11 protein-coding genes are annotated in these 16,816 nt (G+C 61.5%); 4 read left to right on the forward strand and 7 right to left on the reverse strand.

Going from position 1 to position 16,816, the window contains the following annotated elements:
• Position 1 precedes the first annotated feature (1 nt).
• The 5 genes from ACMO9O_RS05540 to ACMO9O_RS05560 form a co-directional block, all read right to left on the reverse strand.
• Positions 2 to 1,633 carry a ribulokinase gene (locus ACMO9O_RS05540; protein WP_418982713.1) on the reverse strand — a complete coding sequence of 544 codons (1,632 nt, stop codon included), beginning with the start codon at positions 1,631 to 1,633 and terminating at the stop codon, positions 2 to 4.
• Entirely contained in the window at positions 1,630 to 3,051 is a 1,422-nt protein-coding gene (gene fucP, locus ACMO9O_RS05545; RefSeq protein WP_418982714.1) for an L-fucose:H+ symporter permease, read from the reverse strand. The genes ACMO9O_RS05540 and fucP overlap by 4 nt, the downstream gene beginning before the upstream one ends.
• Positions 3,052 to 3,090: 39 nt before the next feature.
• Positions 3,091 to 4,308: a DUF6786 family protein gene (locus ACMO9O_RS05550; RefSeq protein ID WP_418982715.1), complete on the reverse strand. Its 1,218-nt coding sequence runs from the start codon at positions 4,306 to 4,308 to the stop codon at positions 3,091 to 3,093.
• Between the two features lie 16 nt (positions 4,309 to 4,324).
• Positions 4,325 to 6,097, reverse strand: a complete 1,773-nt coding sequence (locus ACMO9O_RS05555) for an L-fucose isomerase (protein WP_418982773.1) — start codon at positions 6,095 to 6,097, stop codon at positions 4,325 to 4,327.
• A 76-nt stretch (positions 6,098 to 6,173) separates the two neighbouring features.
• Positions 6,174 to 7,154 (reverse strand): GntR family transcriptional regulator, encoded by a 981-nt coding sequence (locus ACMO9O_RS05560; RefSeq protein WP_418982716.1) that lies wholly within the window; start codon positions 7,152 to 7,154, stop codon positions 6,174 to 6,176.
• A 298-nt stretch (positions 7,155 to 7,452) separates the two neighbouring features.
• Here ACMO9O_RS05560 and ACMO9O_RS05565 point away from each other — a divergent pair, with 298 nt between their 5' ends.
• Complete coding sequence (locus tag ACMO9O_RS05565) at positions 7,453 to 9,549, forward strand: glycoside hydrolase family 172 protein (RefSeq protein WP_418982717.1); 2,097 nt, start codon at positions 7,453 to 7,455, stop codon at positions 9,547 to 9,549.
• Positions 9,550 to 9,831: 282 nt separating this feature from the next.
• On the forward strand, positions 9,832 to 11,811 hold the full coding sequence (locus ACMO9O_RS05570) for an LruC domain-containing protein (protein WP_418982718.1): 1,980 nt from the start codon (positions 9,832 to 9,834) through the stop codon (positions 11,809 to 11,811).
• A gap of 270 nt (positions 11,812 to 12,081) precedes the next feature.
• Here ACMO9O_RS05570 and ACMO9O_RS05575 read toward each other — a convergent pair whose 3' ends face one another.
• Together ACMO9O_RS05575 and ACMO9O_RS05580 are read right to left on the reverse strand one after the other, a co-directional pair.
• Positions 12,082 to 12,786, reverse strand: a complete 705-nt coding sequence (locus tag ACMO9O_RS05575; RefSeq protein ID WP_418982720.1) for a FadR/GntR family transcriptional regulator — start codon at positions 12,784 to 12,786, stop codon at positions 12,082 to 12,084.
• A gap of 52 nt (positions 12,787 to 12,838) precedes the next feature.
• Positions 12,839 to 13,738 carry a hypothetical protein gene (locus tag ACMO9O_RS05580; RefSeq protein WP_418982721.1) on the reverse strand — a complete coding sequence of 300 codons (900 nt, stop codon included), beginning with the start codon at positions 13,736 to 13,738 and terminating at the stop codon, positions 12,839 to 12,841.
• Positions 13,739 to 13,848: 110 nt separating this feature from the next.
• On the opposite strand from ACMO9O_RS05580, the gene ACMO9O_RS05585 reads away from it, so the two are divergent.
• Together ACMO9O_RS05585 and ACMO9O_RS05590 are read left to right on the forward strand one after the other, a co-directional pair.
• On the forward strand, positions 13,849 to 14,841 hold the full coding sequence (locus ACMO9O_RS05585; RefSeq protein WP_418982722.1) for an alpha/beta hydrolase: 993 nt from the start codon (positions 13,849 to 13,851) through the stop codon (positions 14,839 to 14,841).
• A 4-nt stretch (positions 14,842 to 14,845) separates the two neighbouring features.
• A complete protein-coding gene (locus tag ACMO9O_RS05590) occupies positions 14,846 to 16,258 on the forward strand; it encodes a sialate O-acetylesterase (RefSeq protein ID WP_418982724.1) in 1,413 nt (470 codons plus the stop codon).
• The last annotated feature ends 558 nt before the right edge of the window (positions 16,259 to 16,816 follow it).

A 16,816-nucleotide genomic window follows, 5' to 3' on the forward strand; every position in this document is an offset into this window, starting at 1 on the left:
ATCACTCATGGGTTTGCTGTTCCACAAAACGGCCCAGGGCCTGATAGCGTTCGTACTGTCTTTCGTAGTAGGCGTGACGTTCGGGATCGGGCGTGTAATCGACATACTCCCTGACGCCCATCGCCGCCTGCGCCGCCTCAACCGTCGGATGGATTCCGGCAGCCACGGCCGCGCACATCGCTGCGCCCAACGCACAGGTCTGTCCGCAGCTGATGACCCGGATGGGCATGCCCAGCACGTCGCTGAGCGTCTGCATCACGAAGGGCGATTTGACGGCGATGCCCCCGATGGCGAGAATCGAACGGATTTCGACGCCCTCCCCGATGAAGCGTTCTGCAATGGCGCGCGATCCGAAAGCGGTCGCCTCGACCAGCGCCCGAAAGATCATCGGAGCCGAAGTGCCGAGCGTAAGTCCGGTCAGCGCACCGGTCAGGAGCTGGTTCGCATCGGGAGTTCGCCGGCCGTTCAGCCAGTCGAGGGCCAGCAGGGACGATTCCCGCGGGTCGATCAGCGCCGCCTGTTCGCCCAGGCGGGGAATGACGGATTCAGCCGCATCCTCCCGTTCGGGAACCAGTTCCTGCACCGTCCACATCAGCAGGTCGCGGAACCACGCATATACGTCGCCGAAAGCGGACTGTCCGGCTTCCATGCCGACATAGCCCGGCAGCACCGAACCGTCGACCTGCCCGCAGATGCCGCGAACGGCCCCGCGCAGTTTTTCGGCCGGGGATACGACGATGTCGCAGGTCGAAGTCCCCATGATGCGGGTCAGCACGCCGGGGCGGATACCCGCCCCGATGGCCCCGATATGGGCATCGATGGCTCCGACGGCAACGGGAATCCCTTCGGGCAGCCCCAGCCGGGCGGCCCACTCGCCGCAAAGGCCGCCGGCCAACCGTTCGGCCGTGTGCGTTTCGGAGGAGATCCGCTCGGCGAACCGTCCCAGCCCGGGCCGCAGCCCGTCGAGGAATGCTGCAGGGGGCCAGCCGCCCCATTGCGCATGCCACAGTCCCTTGTGTCCTGCGGCACAACGGCCGCGCAACACCTTTTCGGGACGGGTATTCCCCGTCAGCAGGGCGCACATCCAGTCGCAATGCTCGATCCACGCATAGGCGGCATCGGCAACCGGAGGATTGGTTTCGAGCAGATGCAGGACCTTGGCCCAAACCCACTCGGCCGAGTAGATACCGCCCGAATAGAGCGTATAATCGGTATCGGCCCGCCGGGCCGCGGCATTGATTGCGGCGGCTTCGCGGATGGCCGTATGGTCCTTCCACAGGACGAACATCGCATCGGGGTCCTCCGCGAAACGGGAAGTCAGCGCCAGCGGCGTCCCCGCAGCATCGGTCAGGACGGGCGTGGAGCCGGTCGTATCGAACGCCAGAGCGCAGATTTCGCCGGACATCCCGGCAGGAATCGCCGCGATTGCCTGACGAACCGCACCTTCGAGCGCCTCGGTATAGTCCAGCGGATGCTGGCGGTAACGCTGGCTGCGGGGATCGCAATACAGTCCCTTTTTCCAGCGCGGATAGTGGCAGACCGCCGAAGCGACCTCGCAGCCATTCCCGCTGTCGGCGATTAAAGCCCGGCAGGAGTCGGTCCCGTAGTCGATTCCGATAACGTATTTTCTCATGACACGCGCTCCTCTTTGCAAACGAAGACACTGTAATAGACGATGACTGCAAAAGCGACGGCCGGAACCCAGTAGGCGGTTGCGATGCTTCCGATCTGGTCGGAGACGATGCCCTGGATCTGGGTCAGCACAGCGGCTCCGGCGATCGCCATGACCATGCCCGCACCGCCGATCTTGGTATCCGCATCGAGGCCGCGCAGGCCGTAGCTGTAAATGGTCGGGAACATCAGCGACATGCAGCCGGAGATGCCCATAAGGCCGTAGACGCCCGTGACACCCTGGCCGTAGACGGCCGTCAGGCAGCACGCGACAGCCAGGCACGCGAGGGTGATGAGAATTTTTCGCGGGGAGAAAAACCGCATCAGCCAGGTGCAGATAAAACGGGCGGCGACGAACAGCACCAGCGAAAGGATGTAGTAGGTCGCCCCGGCCTGCTCGGCCGTGCGGGGCAGCAATTCGTCGAGCCCGATCCAGGCGCAGAAGTTGTAAAAACCGGCAGCGACAGGCTCCACGCCGCGCAGGGCGGCGATGATGCTTTCGGGCGAAGCCCCGCTGCCGAGCTGGGCGATCACGGCGTCGAAATGGAGCTTCTGCATGGCAAACCGAATGACGAACGACCACACGGCGATCTGCGCGCCCACATAGAAAAACTGTGCGACAACCCCCCATACATAGTTTCGGTTTCCGACCAGACGGCGGAAAGTCGCCCCGAACCGGAGCGTTTTGTCCTCCTCGCGCAGGTTGGGCATGCGCGTGAGCCAGATCGTGAGCAGCAGGACGGTCATGACCGCACCGACGGCCACATAGGTCATCGTCACGGCATTCAGTTCATCGGCCTGGATCGCAGCCAATTCCGCGGCAGGCAGCGCAGCCCGCTCGGAAGCCGTAAAGACATTGAGCTGCGAAAGAATGAATATCTGGCTGATGACCACACCCGAGATGGCTCCGAAGGGATTGAACGACTGCGCGAAATTGAGGCGCTGCGTCGCCGTCGACTCGGGTCCCATGGCGAAAACATAGGAATTGGTCGACGTTTCCAGAATAGACAGGCCCGCAAAGAGGATGAGAATCGCAAAAAGGTAGGTCGCAAAGCTCAGCTCCAGGTTCACCTCCGAGCACAGCATCGCGGGATAGAAAAGAAAAGCGCCGAGGGCATACATCCCCAGGCCGAGCAGCACGCCGGATTTATAGGTATGGCGTTTGATGAACATGGCCCCGGGAATGGCGAAACAGCCGTAACCGATCAGGTAGCAGACGACCTGTATCCACGCCGTTTTGGAGTCGGTCAGGCTCATGATCCGCTTGAAGGCCGCCAGCATCGTGTCCGTCAGGTTGTTCGGCAGCGCCCAGGCGAAAAACAGCGTCGTCAGCAGGATGAACGGAAGCACGGCGTTGCGGGGAACGATAGGTTCTTTCATGGTTGTAGTTTGAGGGAAGCGTTAGCGGTCGGAGGCGGTTCAGCGGAACGTTGAGATAATTCGGGAGAGGTCGTATCCGAAGAGCTGCTTTACGATCGCCGCCAAGGCGGCTTCGTCGCCCTGGATGTGCAGCACGGCCTGCCGGTGCGAAAGCGATTCGCCCGGGGCGAGGGCCGCCCCCGGAGACGACGTTTCGATCTCGTAGAAGGGTCCCATGATCGAGCCGTCCTCGACCGGACCGTCATTGTAGGCGTTGATCACATCGCCGTTGAAAGGGTCCTGCTGCTCGCCCCACTGCCCGTTGACATAGTCGGAAGGGCCTTCGGGCTGGGAGTATTTGAGCAGCGTGAGCACCCGCTTCTCGGTGTCGTAGCTGCCGCAGATGCCTTTGGCGCGCGGGGCCGGAATGCCGATCTTCGCGCGGTACTTTCCGTCGATCTTGAAGCGCAGCATGCCGTCGTCGGCCACAAGGCGGTCGGCAGGAACCTTTCCGAAGTAGGTATCGTTCACGACAGCCCCTTCAGCCGCCTCGTCGTAAGGAATAAATACGGTGGTGGTCGGCGTCGGGGTGAACATGCCGAGCAGCCAGATCGAAGGCAGCCCCGTCTGCCGGGTCCAGCCATTTTCGCCGCGGTTGGTGATCCGGTTGTCGGTCCGATAGGCTACGACCTTCAGTCCGGCAGGCAATTGCATGCCGAGCACTTCGGCAACGGCATCCGCACCGAGCAGCGAGATCGTACGCTCGATCTCCATGCGGAACGGAACGCCGCTCGCGTTGACCAATTCGGTCGATTTGGTGAACTTCACCCGGTCGGCGGTCTGCTCCCCGATGTCGTAGCGCTCGGTGTCGATGACGGCCGGGACGCGCCAGTTCGCATAGACCTGTTCGGCTCCGGGCTTGAAATAGTAGGAGAACGCGCCGCCCTCGGGTCCGATCCAGAAACGCTCCTCGCCGCCCACGGGATTGAACTGCGGATTTTGCTCGCCGGCCTCGATGAAGCGATAGTTGATCCAGCCGTAGCTGTCGCCGCCGTCTCCGTCGGCCGTGGAGGTCATCACACGCCCCTGAAGGCCGGGAGCCACCAGTATTTTCGCATCGCCACCGGGGGTCGTCAGTTCGAGAAACTCGATTTCGTGGTTGCGTAGGAACTTCGCATCATATCCGTAACTGCCCATTTCGTACTCTTTTTCCGCGGAGCTGCAACCGGCGACGGCCAGCGCAGCGCCCGCAAACATATAATCAATCAGTCGTGCCATAATCGTATGATTTGTTTTATTTGTACAACGGCCCGTAATTCCGGCAGGCACGGTAATCGGCCCCTTCCGGCTCGGTGCCGAATGCAGCCCATGCGCTCGGGCGGAAGACTTCGGCCGGATCGACGTTGTGCATGCACACCGGGATGCGGAGCATCGACGCCAGGGTGATCAGGTCGGCGCCGACGTGGCCGTAGCTGATCGCGCCGTGGTTGGCGCCCCAGTTGTTCATCACCGAATAAACGTCGCGGAACGGGCCCTGCCCGGTCAGCCGCGGAGCGAACCAGGTGGTCGGCCACGTTTTGTCGGTGCGCTTGTTGATGGTCTCGAAGATCTCCGGGTCAACGTTCACCGCCCATCCTTCGGCGATCTGCAGGACGGGACCCTGTCCCTTGACCAGGTTCACGCGGCACATCGTCACCGGCATGTCGCCCTGCGTGAGGAAGCAGGACGAATACCCGCCGCCACGCATGTATTCGCGCGCCGCGGGATACCACGTCGTCGCACCGAGACACGCCGTGACCTCGTCGGGAGTGATCTCCCAGAAGGGTTTCATCACCGGCTGCCCGTTCTCCGACTGGCGGCCCGTGGCGTCGAGACAGCACGAACCGGAGTTAATCAGGTGGATAATGCCGTCGGCGGCCCGGCCCTTTAGTTTTCGGCCGGTCACCCGTTCCACGGCTTCGGGGCTCCAGAACGTGCGCACGTCGGCGAACAGCTGGGCCCGGTTGGTCAGCAGATGCATCAGCAGCATCGAGACCCCGTTGAGCGTGTCGTTCTCCGTCGCAAAGGTGAAGGCTTCGCGGATGCCGTTCCAGTCGAACGACGAGTTGAGTATCGCCTCCGAGAAGTCCCCGTCGGGCTTGTAGTCGGTCCACTGCCGCTGGCCCTGAAACCCGCCCGCAATGGCGTTGTGTCCCATCGCCTCCTCCTCGAAGCCCATCTCGGCCAACTTCTGGTTGCCGATCATCAGGTCGCGGAAGATGAGCGTCATCTTGACCACATATTCCCAGATGGCGTCCTTCTCCTCCCGGCTGTAAACGAGGTGTTCGGGGTTGTAGTCCCGGCCTTCGTTCTTCTTGCAGTATCTTTCCGTCCACTCCATCGCGCGGCGGAACTCTTCGGGATCGTAGATTCCCAGCTGCACGCGCCGTTCGATCTCGCTCGCATCGACATACTCGTTGCGCATACCCAGGTACTCCTGGAAAAAGTCGGGATTGGGAGTCGACCCGGCAATGCCCATCGAAACCGAGCCGATTGAAAGGTAGGATTTTCCGCGCATCTGCGCCACGGCGACCGCGGCGCGCCCGAAGCGCAGCAACTTCTCACGAACATCCTCCGGGATCGTGCAATCGCCCATGTCCTGTACGTCACGGCCGTAGATGCCGAATGCCGGCAGCCCCTTCTGGTTGTGCCCGGCCAGCGCCGAAGCGAGGTAGACCGCGCCCGGGCGTTCCGTTCCGTTGAAACCCCAGATCGCCTTGGGCATCAGCGGGTCCATGTCGATCGTCTCCGCACCGTAGCACCAGCAGGGCGTCACCGAAACGACGGCCCCGACGTTGTTCATGCTGAATTTCTCGGCAGCCATCGCCGCCTCTTTGACGCCTCCGATACAACGGTCGGCGATGACACACTCGACGGGGCTGCCGTCGGAATAACGCAGCTCAGCGGCGTAAAGTTCGGCTACGCGCCGGGCCATATCCAGGGTGGTTTGTTCCAACGATTCGCGAATGCCGCCCCGGCGGCCGTCGATCACGGGACGGATTCCGATACGGGGTTTCAGGGATTTCATGTTCATATATTCAAATTAAGGTTGTAATTTGCAGGTAGACTGTTCTGTGCTGTGCTGAATTGCGGTTAAAAAAATTTTACAGGGAACCCCGTAAAATCAGACGCGTAGGGATATAGATCTGCGGGTGCTCCATGGTCAGGATAAAGCGTGCGGCAACCGCTCCCATCAGGTCGAAATCGGTGGAAATGACCGAAATCCCGTTATCGAGAATTTCGAAAACCGGTTCGTCGTTATACACGACAACCCCCACGTCCTCGCCCAACGCCCAGCCCTGCATTCGCGTCAAGCGGATAAAGTCGATCAGGTGGCTGTGTTTCACGATCAGGTAGGCCGTCCCCTTTTCCAGCTTCGACGGATCGATTTCGCTCATGATGCTGTACGGAAAGTCGTGATCCTCGCAAAAACGCTTGAAATAGGGAATACAGCTTTTCGGGTGCTCGGAATTTTCGGGGAACACGAAGACGATCTTCCGGTAGCGCCGGAACCGCTCCAGGCCGGTCACCATGCAGTCGTAAAGCGTCTGGTCGAAGCCCTGGCAGACATAGGCGAAACGCTGCTTCTCGAATTTCCCGAAGTCGAGCAGCAGCACCTTCGAAGGATCGAGCAGATCGAGAATCTTCGAATAGACATCGTTCTGGTAGTTCATCACCAGGTAGAGGTTATAACGGCCCACGCTGTCGCGGATGATCTTGTTGAAAAGTTCTTCGCTGCGCTGGTGGAAATAGAGGTCGATTTTATAGTTGGCCGCAAGATTGCGCGTGATGGCGTCGTGCAGCTGGTATTTGAACGGACTGTAGGTGTCGAGCAGCAGCAGAATCCGGTGGACGGCGTTGCTCACATAGTAGCCCTTCGTCGGAGCCGAATCGACGATTCCCTGCATCTTCAGTTCGTTGAAAGCCTTGAAAACCGTGTCGCGCGAAACACCGTACCGTCGGCTCAGGCCGTTGATCGAAGGGAGCGGATCGCCGGGAGCATACTCGCCGATGGAAATTTCGTGGCTCAGAGCGTCTGCCAGCTGTTTGACCTTAGACATCTGTGCTGTAAATACCAATTCCATATTTTACTGATATCAAAAATAATCGAAAGCATGAAAACTGTGCTGAGCTGTCCTGTTGCTATGCAAAGGAAAAGAATAATCTACAGATAACCAAATTTTTCCGGCAAATTTTTCCGACCGCCGCCCGCAAAAAAGCGCCCCGAGGAAGCGATTCGGACCGGAAAGAATATATATAGCGTATTGAAAATCAGCCTTGTTAAATAAAAAATCGACACCTTGCAGGCAAAAATAAAAAAAATATAATACCTTTGTCGATACCAAACAGCACAGCACAGCACAACAAAACAACTAAGAAACCATGACCTTTAAAACACGAATCCTGACCGCGATATTGCTGCTTGCCGGCATATCGGCTTTTCCGGTCAATGCCCCGAAAGCGCCCGTCGTTTCCGAAGCGACACTCCTGAACGAAATGACCGACCGCGACGCGCTGGCCCGCCTGCCATATCCGGCATACGTCACGCGGCAGTTCAGCAGCTACGACCGCCGGGCCGTTTCGCCCGGCCGGCCCGGCTGGTTCGGCAACGACGACTGGAGCATGTTCGTGCGCACGGAGAATAACCACGGCCGCACCGAGCATGTGCTGATGGATGCCGACGGCCCCGGCGCGATCGTCCGGTTCTGGATGACATTCGCCGGAAAGGAGTGCGGCCGCGGCACGCTGCGCATCTACGTCGACGACGCAGACGAGCCGGTGCTCGAAGCCCCGGCATTCGAAATCGTGAGCGGCGACCGGGTCGCCGGGGAGCCATTGGCCGCCTCCGTTTCGCCCCTGATGCGCCACGACCGGCGCGGGCACAACCTCTACTACCCGATTCCCTATGCGAAACACTGCAAGGTTACCTACGAAAGTGACAACGTATATGCGGGGCCCGAACCCGAAAAACGCAAAGGATCGGAGAACGTCTACTACAACATCGAGTGCCGGACCTACACCGGCCCGGTGCGGGTCATTTCCTATACAGGTGTTTGCGACGACAGCCTGCGCAAGACGGTCGAAAGCACCCGGAAAGCGCTGACCGCGGGCCAAAAGGCGATGCGCCGCCCCTCGAAACGGGTGATCGATCCGATAGAGACGACCCTTGCACCCGGCCAGGCGGCAGGACCCACCGTCCGCGGATCGCGCGCCATCCGGGAAATCACGCTCCGCCTCAAAGCCGAGGACCTGCCCCAGGCGCTCCGGTCGACCGTCATGAGCATCCGTTTCGACGGCGAGCAAACCGTATGGGTTCCCGTCGGCGACTTCTTCGGCATCGGTTACCAGGCGATGCGCAACGAGACATTCTTCACCGCGGCCGACGACGAGGGTACGATGAAGGCGTACTGGGTCATGCCGTTCGAGAAGCAGTGCGAGGTGTCGTTCCGCAACTTCGGAGAGCAGGAGGTGGCATTGCAGGGCGAAATCGTCCACTCGCCCTGGAAATGGGACGACCGCAGCCTCCACTTCGGAGCCGCATGGCATCAGTATACCGATATAAATACGGGAACCAACGGAAAATCGTCGCCCCGGGACATCGTCTACACCGAACTTCGGGGCGAAGGCCGGTACGTGGGCGACTGCCTGACGCTCTATAACACGGTGAACGGCTGGTGGGGCGAAGGCGACGAGAAGATCTATGTCGACGGCGAAACCTTTCCGTCGCATTTCGGAACGGGTACGGAGGATTATTACGGCTATGCCTGGTGTCGGCCAGAGATCTTCACCGGCCATCCGTTCATCGCCATGCCCGCAGGCGGTGGGAACCTCGGCGTCGGATACACGGTCAACAGCCGCTACCGCGCGCTCGACGCCATTCCGTTCACGCATTCGCTGCGTTTCGACATGGAGTTGTGGCACTGGCAGGAGGCCCGCATGAACTACGCACCCGCAACGATGTGGTACATGCGTCCGGGCGGGGTCTGCAAAATCGCGCCCGACACCGCAGGAGTACGCCAGTCGGTTGTGCTCAGCCGCAGCCAGTTGGTTCCGCCCGTTTTGAAGGCCGACATCGAAGGCGAAGACCTCAAAATCCGCGGATGCACGGGCGGAAAAGCCTACGGACAATACCGCACCAACGGATTATGGAGCCAGAATACGCAGCTTTTCTGGCACAATGCACCCGTCGGGTCCACGCTTACGCTCGGATTCGAATCCCCCGTGGAGGCCGCGGTTCGGCTCGAAGGCATCTGCTCGTTCGCCAAAGATTACGGGACATTCCGGATCTGCCTCAACGGCGAGGAGTTGACCCCCTCCTTGGCGCTCTACGCCCCGGAGCTGATCGCCAGAGAGATCACCTTCGGAACCGGGAACATTCGCAAGGGCAAAAACACGCTGACCGTCGAGGCCGTCACCCCGGCGGTCGGATTCACGGAGTGTTTCTTCGGGCTCGACAGGCTGGTTCTGCACCTGCGATAAAAACGGAAGCAGGCTCCACGCGAAAAATAAATACGCCCGTCGGATCGACGCAGCGCCGCCGGTCGAATTTCAGCTGCCACCCGAACCCCACCCACAGGCTATCCTGTGCAGGATCGAACCGAATCGGGACGCATTCGTATTCGAAATCAGCGAAATATTTTGACATTTACCGAAATGGTCGTATATTTGCCGTGTGAAGGTTAACATTTCCGTCCTTTCACTCGACGATTCGGAGCGCCGGTCGTCCGCAAGTGTGCTAAATGTTTAAAACATATCGCTGACATGAAAAAGAATCTACTTATCTTTGCCACGCTCCTGCTGGTAGTGGGGGGGGGAATCGGCTGCACTAAGAGCGACCTTCCCGACGGACCCGGGACGCCGGATGAACTTCCCTACTATCCGTTCGGATTCACCACCGAGCAGCCGACCACGCTCGACATCAGCTATACGAACATGGACGGCATGACCGCTGCGGTCTATTTCGAAATCTACGACCGCTGTCCGGTAGAGACCAACGCCGACGGCAGCAGCTACGTCCGCATCGACGGTATCGAGCCGATCTATGCCGGGATCACCCGCGAGGACGGCACGTTCCGCGGCAAAATCCAACTGCCCGCCTACCTGGATAAAGCATGGGTCTACACCCCCGCTTTCTATGCGCAGACGCTTATCGAAGCCCCGATCACCGACGGCGTGCTGCGTGCCGCCGACCAGGCTTCTCCCGCCGAGAGCGCCTCTTCGAGCCGTGCCGGCCACAATTCGGAGGCCGTGACCCGCGACGGTTGGAAAACCTACCTCGGATCGTACGACTCGAAAACCGGGCGCATCGACTACAAATACACGGGTGAGCTGCGCGCCAAGAATTTCGCAGGACTTTATACGGCTCACGCCAGCGTCATCAACACCAATCGCAACTGTCCGCAGGAGTACCGTTCGTCGAGCGACCTGCTGATCACCGAACCCGCCGAGATCGCAGTCACGTTCCTCGGCAGCAACACCTGCTGGAACTGCTCGATGGGTTACTACTACTATCCCGAGGGGCAGAAACCCGCTTCGCTCAAGGATGCCGGCGTCATCATGATCTTCCCCAACACGCAGGACGGCCGCTGGAGCGTCAACATTTCCCAGTCGAGCCGCTACAAGGGCGTCAACCGCGGCGAAGCCGTCCAGCTCAAGTACTTCCCCGACATCGACAATCCGAAGAGCGGCACGACGGTCTTCCCCGCCAACATGCGCATCGGCTTCGTGCTGGCCTGCAACGCCTGGACCAACCGCCTGCCCGGCTTCACGCAAAGCAAGGGCTACCGCGCCGCCACCTCGTCGGGCCTGAGCGTCGACGACAAGGGGCATGCGTTCGACGAACCCCGCACCGCCGTATACCGCTACATCGACAAGAAAAAGGATATCAACGCCGTCATGTTCTCCTTCGAGGACTACACCTCCGACGAGAATTTCAGCGACGTGGTATTCACCCTCAACTCGAACCCGGTCGAAGCTGTCACCACGCCTCCTTCGGTCGAGACCGACGGCGACAACAAGCAGACCGTCAAATTCGACCGCGGCATCTACTCGTTCGAGGACCTATGGCCCAGCCGCGGCGACTTCGACATGAACGACGTGATGGTGAAGGCCTCCTACGAGAAGTCGTTCGGCGAGAAGGGCGTCTACGGGGAATCCTTCCTCTATAAAACCTTCCCCAACTCGACCACGGGTCTGGAGAACGGGCTGGCCGTGACGCTGGAGGGTCCCGCCGTGTCGGCTTCGGTGGACTGCTACGTGATGTCTCCCGCTTCGGCACAGAACCCGAACCCCGAATTCGAGAAAACGCAGGTGCGCCGCGAAGGCAACGTCCTCTTCCTGACCGACAACGTCAAGCAGGCCGCCGGCTCGGTCTACAAGATCACGATGGCCTACGCCACGCCCGTGGAGAACGGCAGCGTCTGCAAGCCGTTCATCTTCCGCCAGAAATCCGGAAACGACAAGCGCTGGGAGCTGCACCTGCCGTTCGAAGCGCCGACCGCCGGTGTCGACATGTCCTACTTCGGACAGAGCGACGACCGCTCCGTACCGGAAAAGGGCGTCTACTACGTGCGCGAGCTGATGTACCCCTTCGCCTTCTTCCTCTCGGGGGCAACCGAAAGCGACGTAAGGCCGCTGCTCGACCCGGCCAACGAAAAGGTGGCTATCGACGTGCTCTTCCCCGATTACAAGGGTTGGGCGATGTCGCAGGGCACGACCAACAAGGACTGGTACAAGAAATAACGAACCGAAACGAAACGACGAACCGCCCGGCCACTGAGTGGCCGGGCGGTTCGTTTGGGAACGGATAATGACCCGAAATATCGGGAGAGGGGTTCTCCCGAGGGCCTCGCATCGGAACGGTCGGAAGAATCGAAACGACGAACGGTCTTCGGTTCTTTCGATTATGCACGCTTCCGAGGGTTGAATCCCCGCAGCCGCTGACCGCGTTTAAAAACCTACCCGGCGGAAACCGAAAACCGGGGAAGCCGGACAGAGGCTCCCCGCGGCAGCCTACTCCAGAAAGTGATTTTCGTGGTTGTTGGTCTTCGAAAATTCGCGCAGCGAACTCAGATGGCGGCGCAGCATCTCCACGGCGGCCGGTTCATCCTTCTCGCGCACGCAGCGCAGCAGCTCGCGGTGCTCGAAGCACACCTCGTCCGAGGGTACGGAGCAGACCCGGTAACGCTGGTAGTAGCGCAGCACGTCGGGCGTAATGACCAACAGCAGCGATGCGATCACCGAGTTGTGCGCTCCGCGCGCCAGCGCCTGGTGGTAGGCAAAGTCCTTCGAGACCCGCTCGTCGGTGTAGAACTTCTCCTCGCACTCGCGCAGCGCCTCCTCGATGACGATCAGATCCTCCTGCGTCCGGTTGCGGGCGCAGAGTTTGACCGCCTCGATCTCCAGCAGCTCGCGCACGTAGACCAGCGAGGCGAAGTCATACTGCTCGATCTGCAGCGCATCGGTAATCATGCGTTCGAGCACCTGCATCTTCTCCTGCGCCACGACCGTACCGCTCTGCGGGAAGGTCTGGACGATGCCGTAAAACTCCAGCTTCTGAAACGCGGCGCGCACATGGGCGCGTCCCACGCTCAGCCGCTCGGCCAGCCGCCGCTCTGCGGGCAGTCGTTCGCCCGGTTGCAGGCGGCCCGAATAGAGCTGTTCCTTGATATATTTAAGTACCGTCTCCACCTGGGAGACGCTCGGCGCGTAGTTCATCTCTCTTCTGTTTTGCCTTGCAAAGGTCGTAAAAAAACCAATCAAACCAAAATTATCGGGCAACCTTTCCTACCGAAAAGTCGGCGAAACGGAGGATTTCGTCCCGCAGCTCGGACTTGAGCGCTCCCTGCTTGCCGAAACTGCGGTAGATGCCCCACTTGGGACGCAGCCCCGTCGCCCCCTCGCGCCACATATTAAGCTGCTTCGGCGGCACGTCGATCAGCCGACGTCCGTCGTCGAGACGCGTCACCGTGACCCAGTAGGAACCCTCCCGGCCGCAGACGATGCGCTCCTCGACCTCCACCCAGCGGCCCAGGAAGTCGGCCAGATCGGCCCGCGCCAAGTAGACGTTGCCCGTCGCATCGGCCGTCGGCCCGACCCAGATCACCTGCAACTGCCGCCGGCCGTTCGAAAGCGTGCGGGCCGTGAAGGTAATGAGCGGATTGCCCACGTCGGCCGTGCCGGCGGCGTTGTCGATCCCCTTGATCTGGTGCACGTGGCAGAATTGCGCGGTGGTCTTCATCCCCTCCGGCAGGCGGAACTTCCACCTGACGACCAGTTCATCGCCCGGCTGGCCCACCATCGAGGCGGGCGAGTGGCCGTCGGTCTTGATCTCGTTGCGCTGGCGGTCGGTGATCTGCGGCTTGCCGCGGTCGTCGTCGGTGTCGATATGGATAATGAATTCGAAGACATGCGCGCCCAGCGCCTCGTCCCACGCCTGGCGGATATGCTGAAAGGAAGCCGCGGCGTGCGCGCCCGAACGGTCGGGCGTCTCGTAATTGTAGCCGCAGGCCCTGATCAAAGCGTAGGTTCCCTCCGTATCCCCGTCGGCCCGCAGCTCGCCTTCGCGCACCCCGTCTCCCGTCCCCGCCCCGGGATTGGGAACGCTCAGCAACGTGCCCGAACAGGCAAGCCCGAAGAGCAGCGCCCCCGTGAAAATTAATCGTTTCATTCGTTTGGTTATGTAGTCGGTTTGGGTTATCTTTGTCGACGGCCGATTGGTTAACCAATTTCCGGCGACAAACAAAAGTAGTAAAAAAAACCGAACTAACCCCCGAACCGATGAAAAAAACACTCGCTGCCCTGCTGCTCGCAACCACGCTCGCAGTCTTCGCGCAGCAGCCCGCCCAGGCCCCCGCGCAGCCCACCAACCGCTATGCGATGAAACTCAAGCTCAACGACGACGGCAGCTACTCGCTGCTCAACGAAAAGCGCTATGCGCGGCTGGTCGACCTTTCGGCCATCGAGGACCTGACGACCCCCTACGTCTACCAGCGCGACCGGCTCCAGAGCCGCGACTACAAGGGGGTCGAAGTGCGCGAATTTACCTATGCGACCCACGACGGCTATGCGCTCAAACTCGCCGTCGATCTGGCCGCGGCGGACGGTCCGACCCCCGTGGTCTTCTACCTGCACGGCGGGGGCTGGGCCCGCGGCAACAACACCACGTTCCGCACCCTGTCGCAGTACATGGCCCGGCAGCGGGGCGTGACGGGCGTGCGCATCGCCTATACGCTCGCGCCCCAACCCGGAGCCGACGTCCGCGTGTCGATCGCCGACGTGCAGGCCGCCGTGCAATGGGTCCGCGACCACGCCGCCGAACTGAACATCGACCCCGCGCGCATGGGCTTCGTCGGCAACTCGGCCGGCGCGCACCTGGCAGCGGTCGGGGCCATGACCACCCCCGAAGCGAAGGCGCTGGTGGGTACGTCGGGCATCTACGATCTCACCACCGCGGCCATCTGCCAGCGGACGAAGGACCCGCAGCGCATCGCCTACTTCTGCGACCGCGACCAGCGGGTGCTGCGCGACGCCTCGCCCGTGAATCTGATCCCCAAAAAGCAGGCTCCCGCCGCGCTGCTCTTCTGCGGCACGGCCGACATCACGGTCGAGTGCACGCAGAGCGAAGCGTTCGCCGAAGCGCTGCGCAAACGGGGCGCACGGGTCGACTTGGAAGTCTATCCCAACTACGACCACAACCTGAGCGCCAAAGCCTCGGATCGGATGGAGGAGGTCTTCTTCCGCACGGTCGATTTCCTTACCGAAAACCTCTGACGCCGTGAAAAGATTTCTGATTCTGCTCCTCCTTGCCGCGGCCGGAACGGCGCAGGCGAAAGTGACCCTGCCGGCCCTCTTCGGCGACAACATGGTGCTCCAACAGCAGCGCGAAGTCCGCATCTGGGGCGAATCGGATGCCCCGCAGGTGGTGCTCACCCCCTCCTGGAGCGCCGAACCCGTGCGCGCAGAGGTCCATGACGGACGGTGGGAGGCCACGATCGCAACCCCCGCAGGCTCTTTCGAGCCGCAGACGCTCACCGTCGCCGACCGGGATTCGGCGTTGACACTGCGCAACGTGCTGATCGGCGAGGTGTGGATCTGCTCGGGACAGTCCAACATGTACATACCCCTGCGCGGCTTTACGGGGCAGCTCGTGGAGGAGGGGCTGACCACGGCACTCGCCTCGCCCCTTTACCGCGACCGCATCCGGATGATCACCCTGCCCAAGCGCGAGGCCGAGACGCCGCAGCGCGATTTCGAGGGGCATTGGACCGTCCCCTCGCCCGCCGCGACGCTCCGCATGAGTGCCGTGGCCTACTTCTTCGCCCGCACGCTGACCGATGCGCTCGGCGTTCCGGTCGGCATCGTCTCGGCCAGCTGGGGCGGGTCGAAGATCGAAGCGTGGATGGATGCGGCGTCGCTGCGCGAGCTGGGCTACGACGTCGAGCGGATCAATGCCGACCCTGCGATCGAGGTGCGCAAACAGTGCTGCAAGCTCTATAACGGACTGATTGCGCCCGTGGCCGGATTCGCCGCCCGCGGGTTCGTCTGGTATCAGGGTGAATCGAACCTCGCCGAAGCGGACCGCTATGCCCGGCTGATGGAGCGGATGACCGCCTACTGGCGCACGCAATGGGGCGATGACAGGGCGCAGATGCCGCTGCTCTACGTGCAGATCGCACCCCACGCCTACAAGGACGCCCGCGGCACGGAGGCCGCGCTGCTGGTCGAGGCGCAGGCGGACGCCCTCGCGCTGATTCCCCGCTCGGCGATGGTTTCGACGACCGACGTGGGCGAGGAGGGGTGCATCCACCCCGCCCGCAAACGCCCGGTCGGGGAGCGATTGGCTGCCGCGGCGCTTGGTATGGCCTATGGGGTGAAACTGCCCGACGCCGCGGCCGTGCGGTTCGCCGGAGCGGAATTCGCCGATGGCAAGGCCATCGTGCGCTTCGACAACGCCCGCTACGGGCTGACGCCCCGCCTGGGCGCGGTCGAGGGTTTCGAACTGGCCGGACGGGACGGGGTCTTCCACCCCGCCGTCGGACGCGTCGTACCGCTCAAACCGCTGGTCGAGGTCACCTCCGAGGAAGTTCCCGAACCGGTCGCCGTGCGCTACGCCTTCCGCAACTTCACCCCGGCGACGCTCGCCAACACGCTCGGCATGCCCGTCGTGCCGTTCCGGTCGGACCGATAAATGTCGGCTGTAAAAAGGGGCGCAGCCTGCGGAGGGCACGCGGCAAGCGGGCCTCCGCGCCCGGAGGCTGCGGCCCGCCGGCTCTTCGAGCCGTAACAAGGCAAACGTCTTGCGGCCCGCCCGACCTGACGGTCGAAAACATAACGAGACGGACAGGGATGGTTCGGAGAACTGTAAAAGATAAGGGGGATGCAAGATGCCCTTAACAGCCCCCTTTCCGCCGCAGGCGGATAGATGTCCCCTCCGAGGAGGGGATTTAGGGGAGGGTCAGGTTTGTAAATGCGGCGGCACGCCGCAAGGAATCGACGGTCAGGAGCGGACCTGTGTTGTCGAGACGCGAGACCGTTCGTATTTTCGAATCTTCCGGGACTCGCTGCCGGAGGCTGCGGGCCGCCGCTTCTTCGAACCACAACAAGACAAACCGTATGTCGGCCCGCCGACCTAAAGGTCGTGAACAGGACAAAACGCATCGGCCGCACGGCTCCGGAGCAGAGATTCCGGCGAAGCTGTATTCCCCTCCGAAAAGAGGATTCTGGGGAAGGGCTGCCCAAACGGCCT

Source organism: Alistipes sp. (genome assembly GCF_048465635.1).
In the GTDB taxonomy this organism is placed as follows: domain Bacteria; phylum Bacteroidota; class Bacteroidia; order Bacteroidales; family Rikenellaceae; genus Alistipes.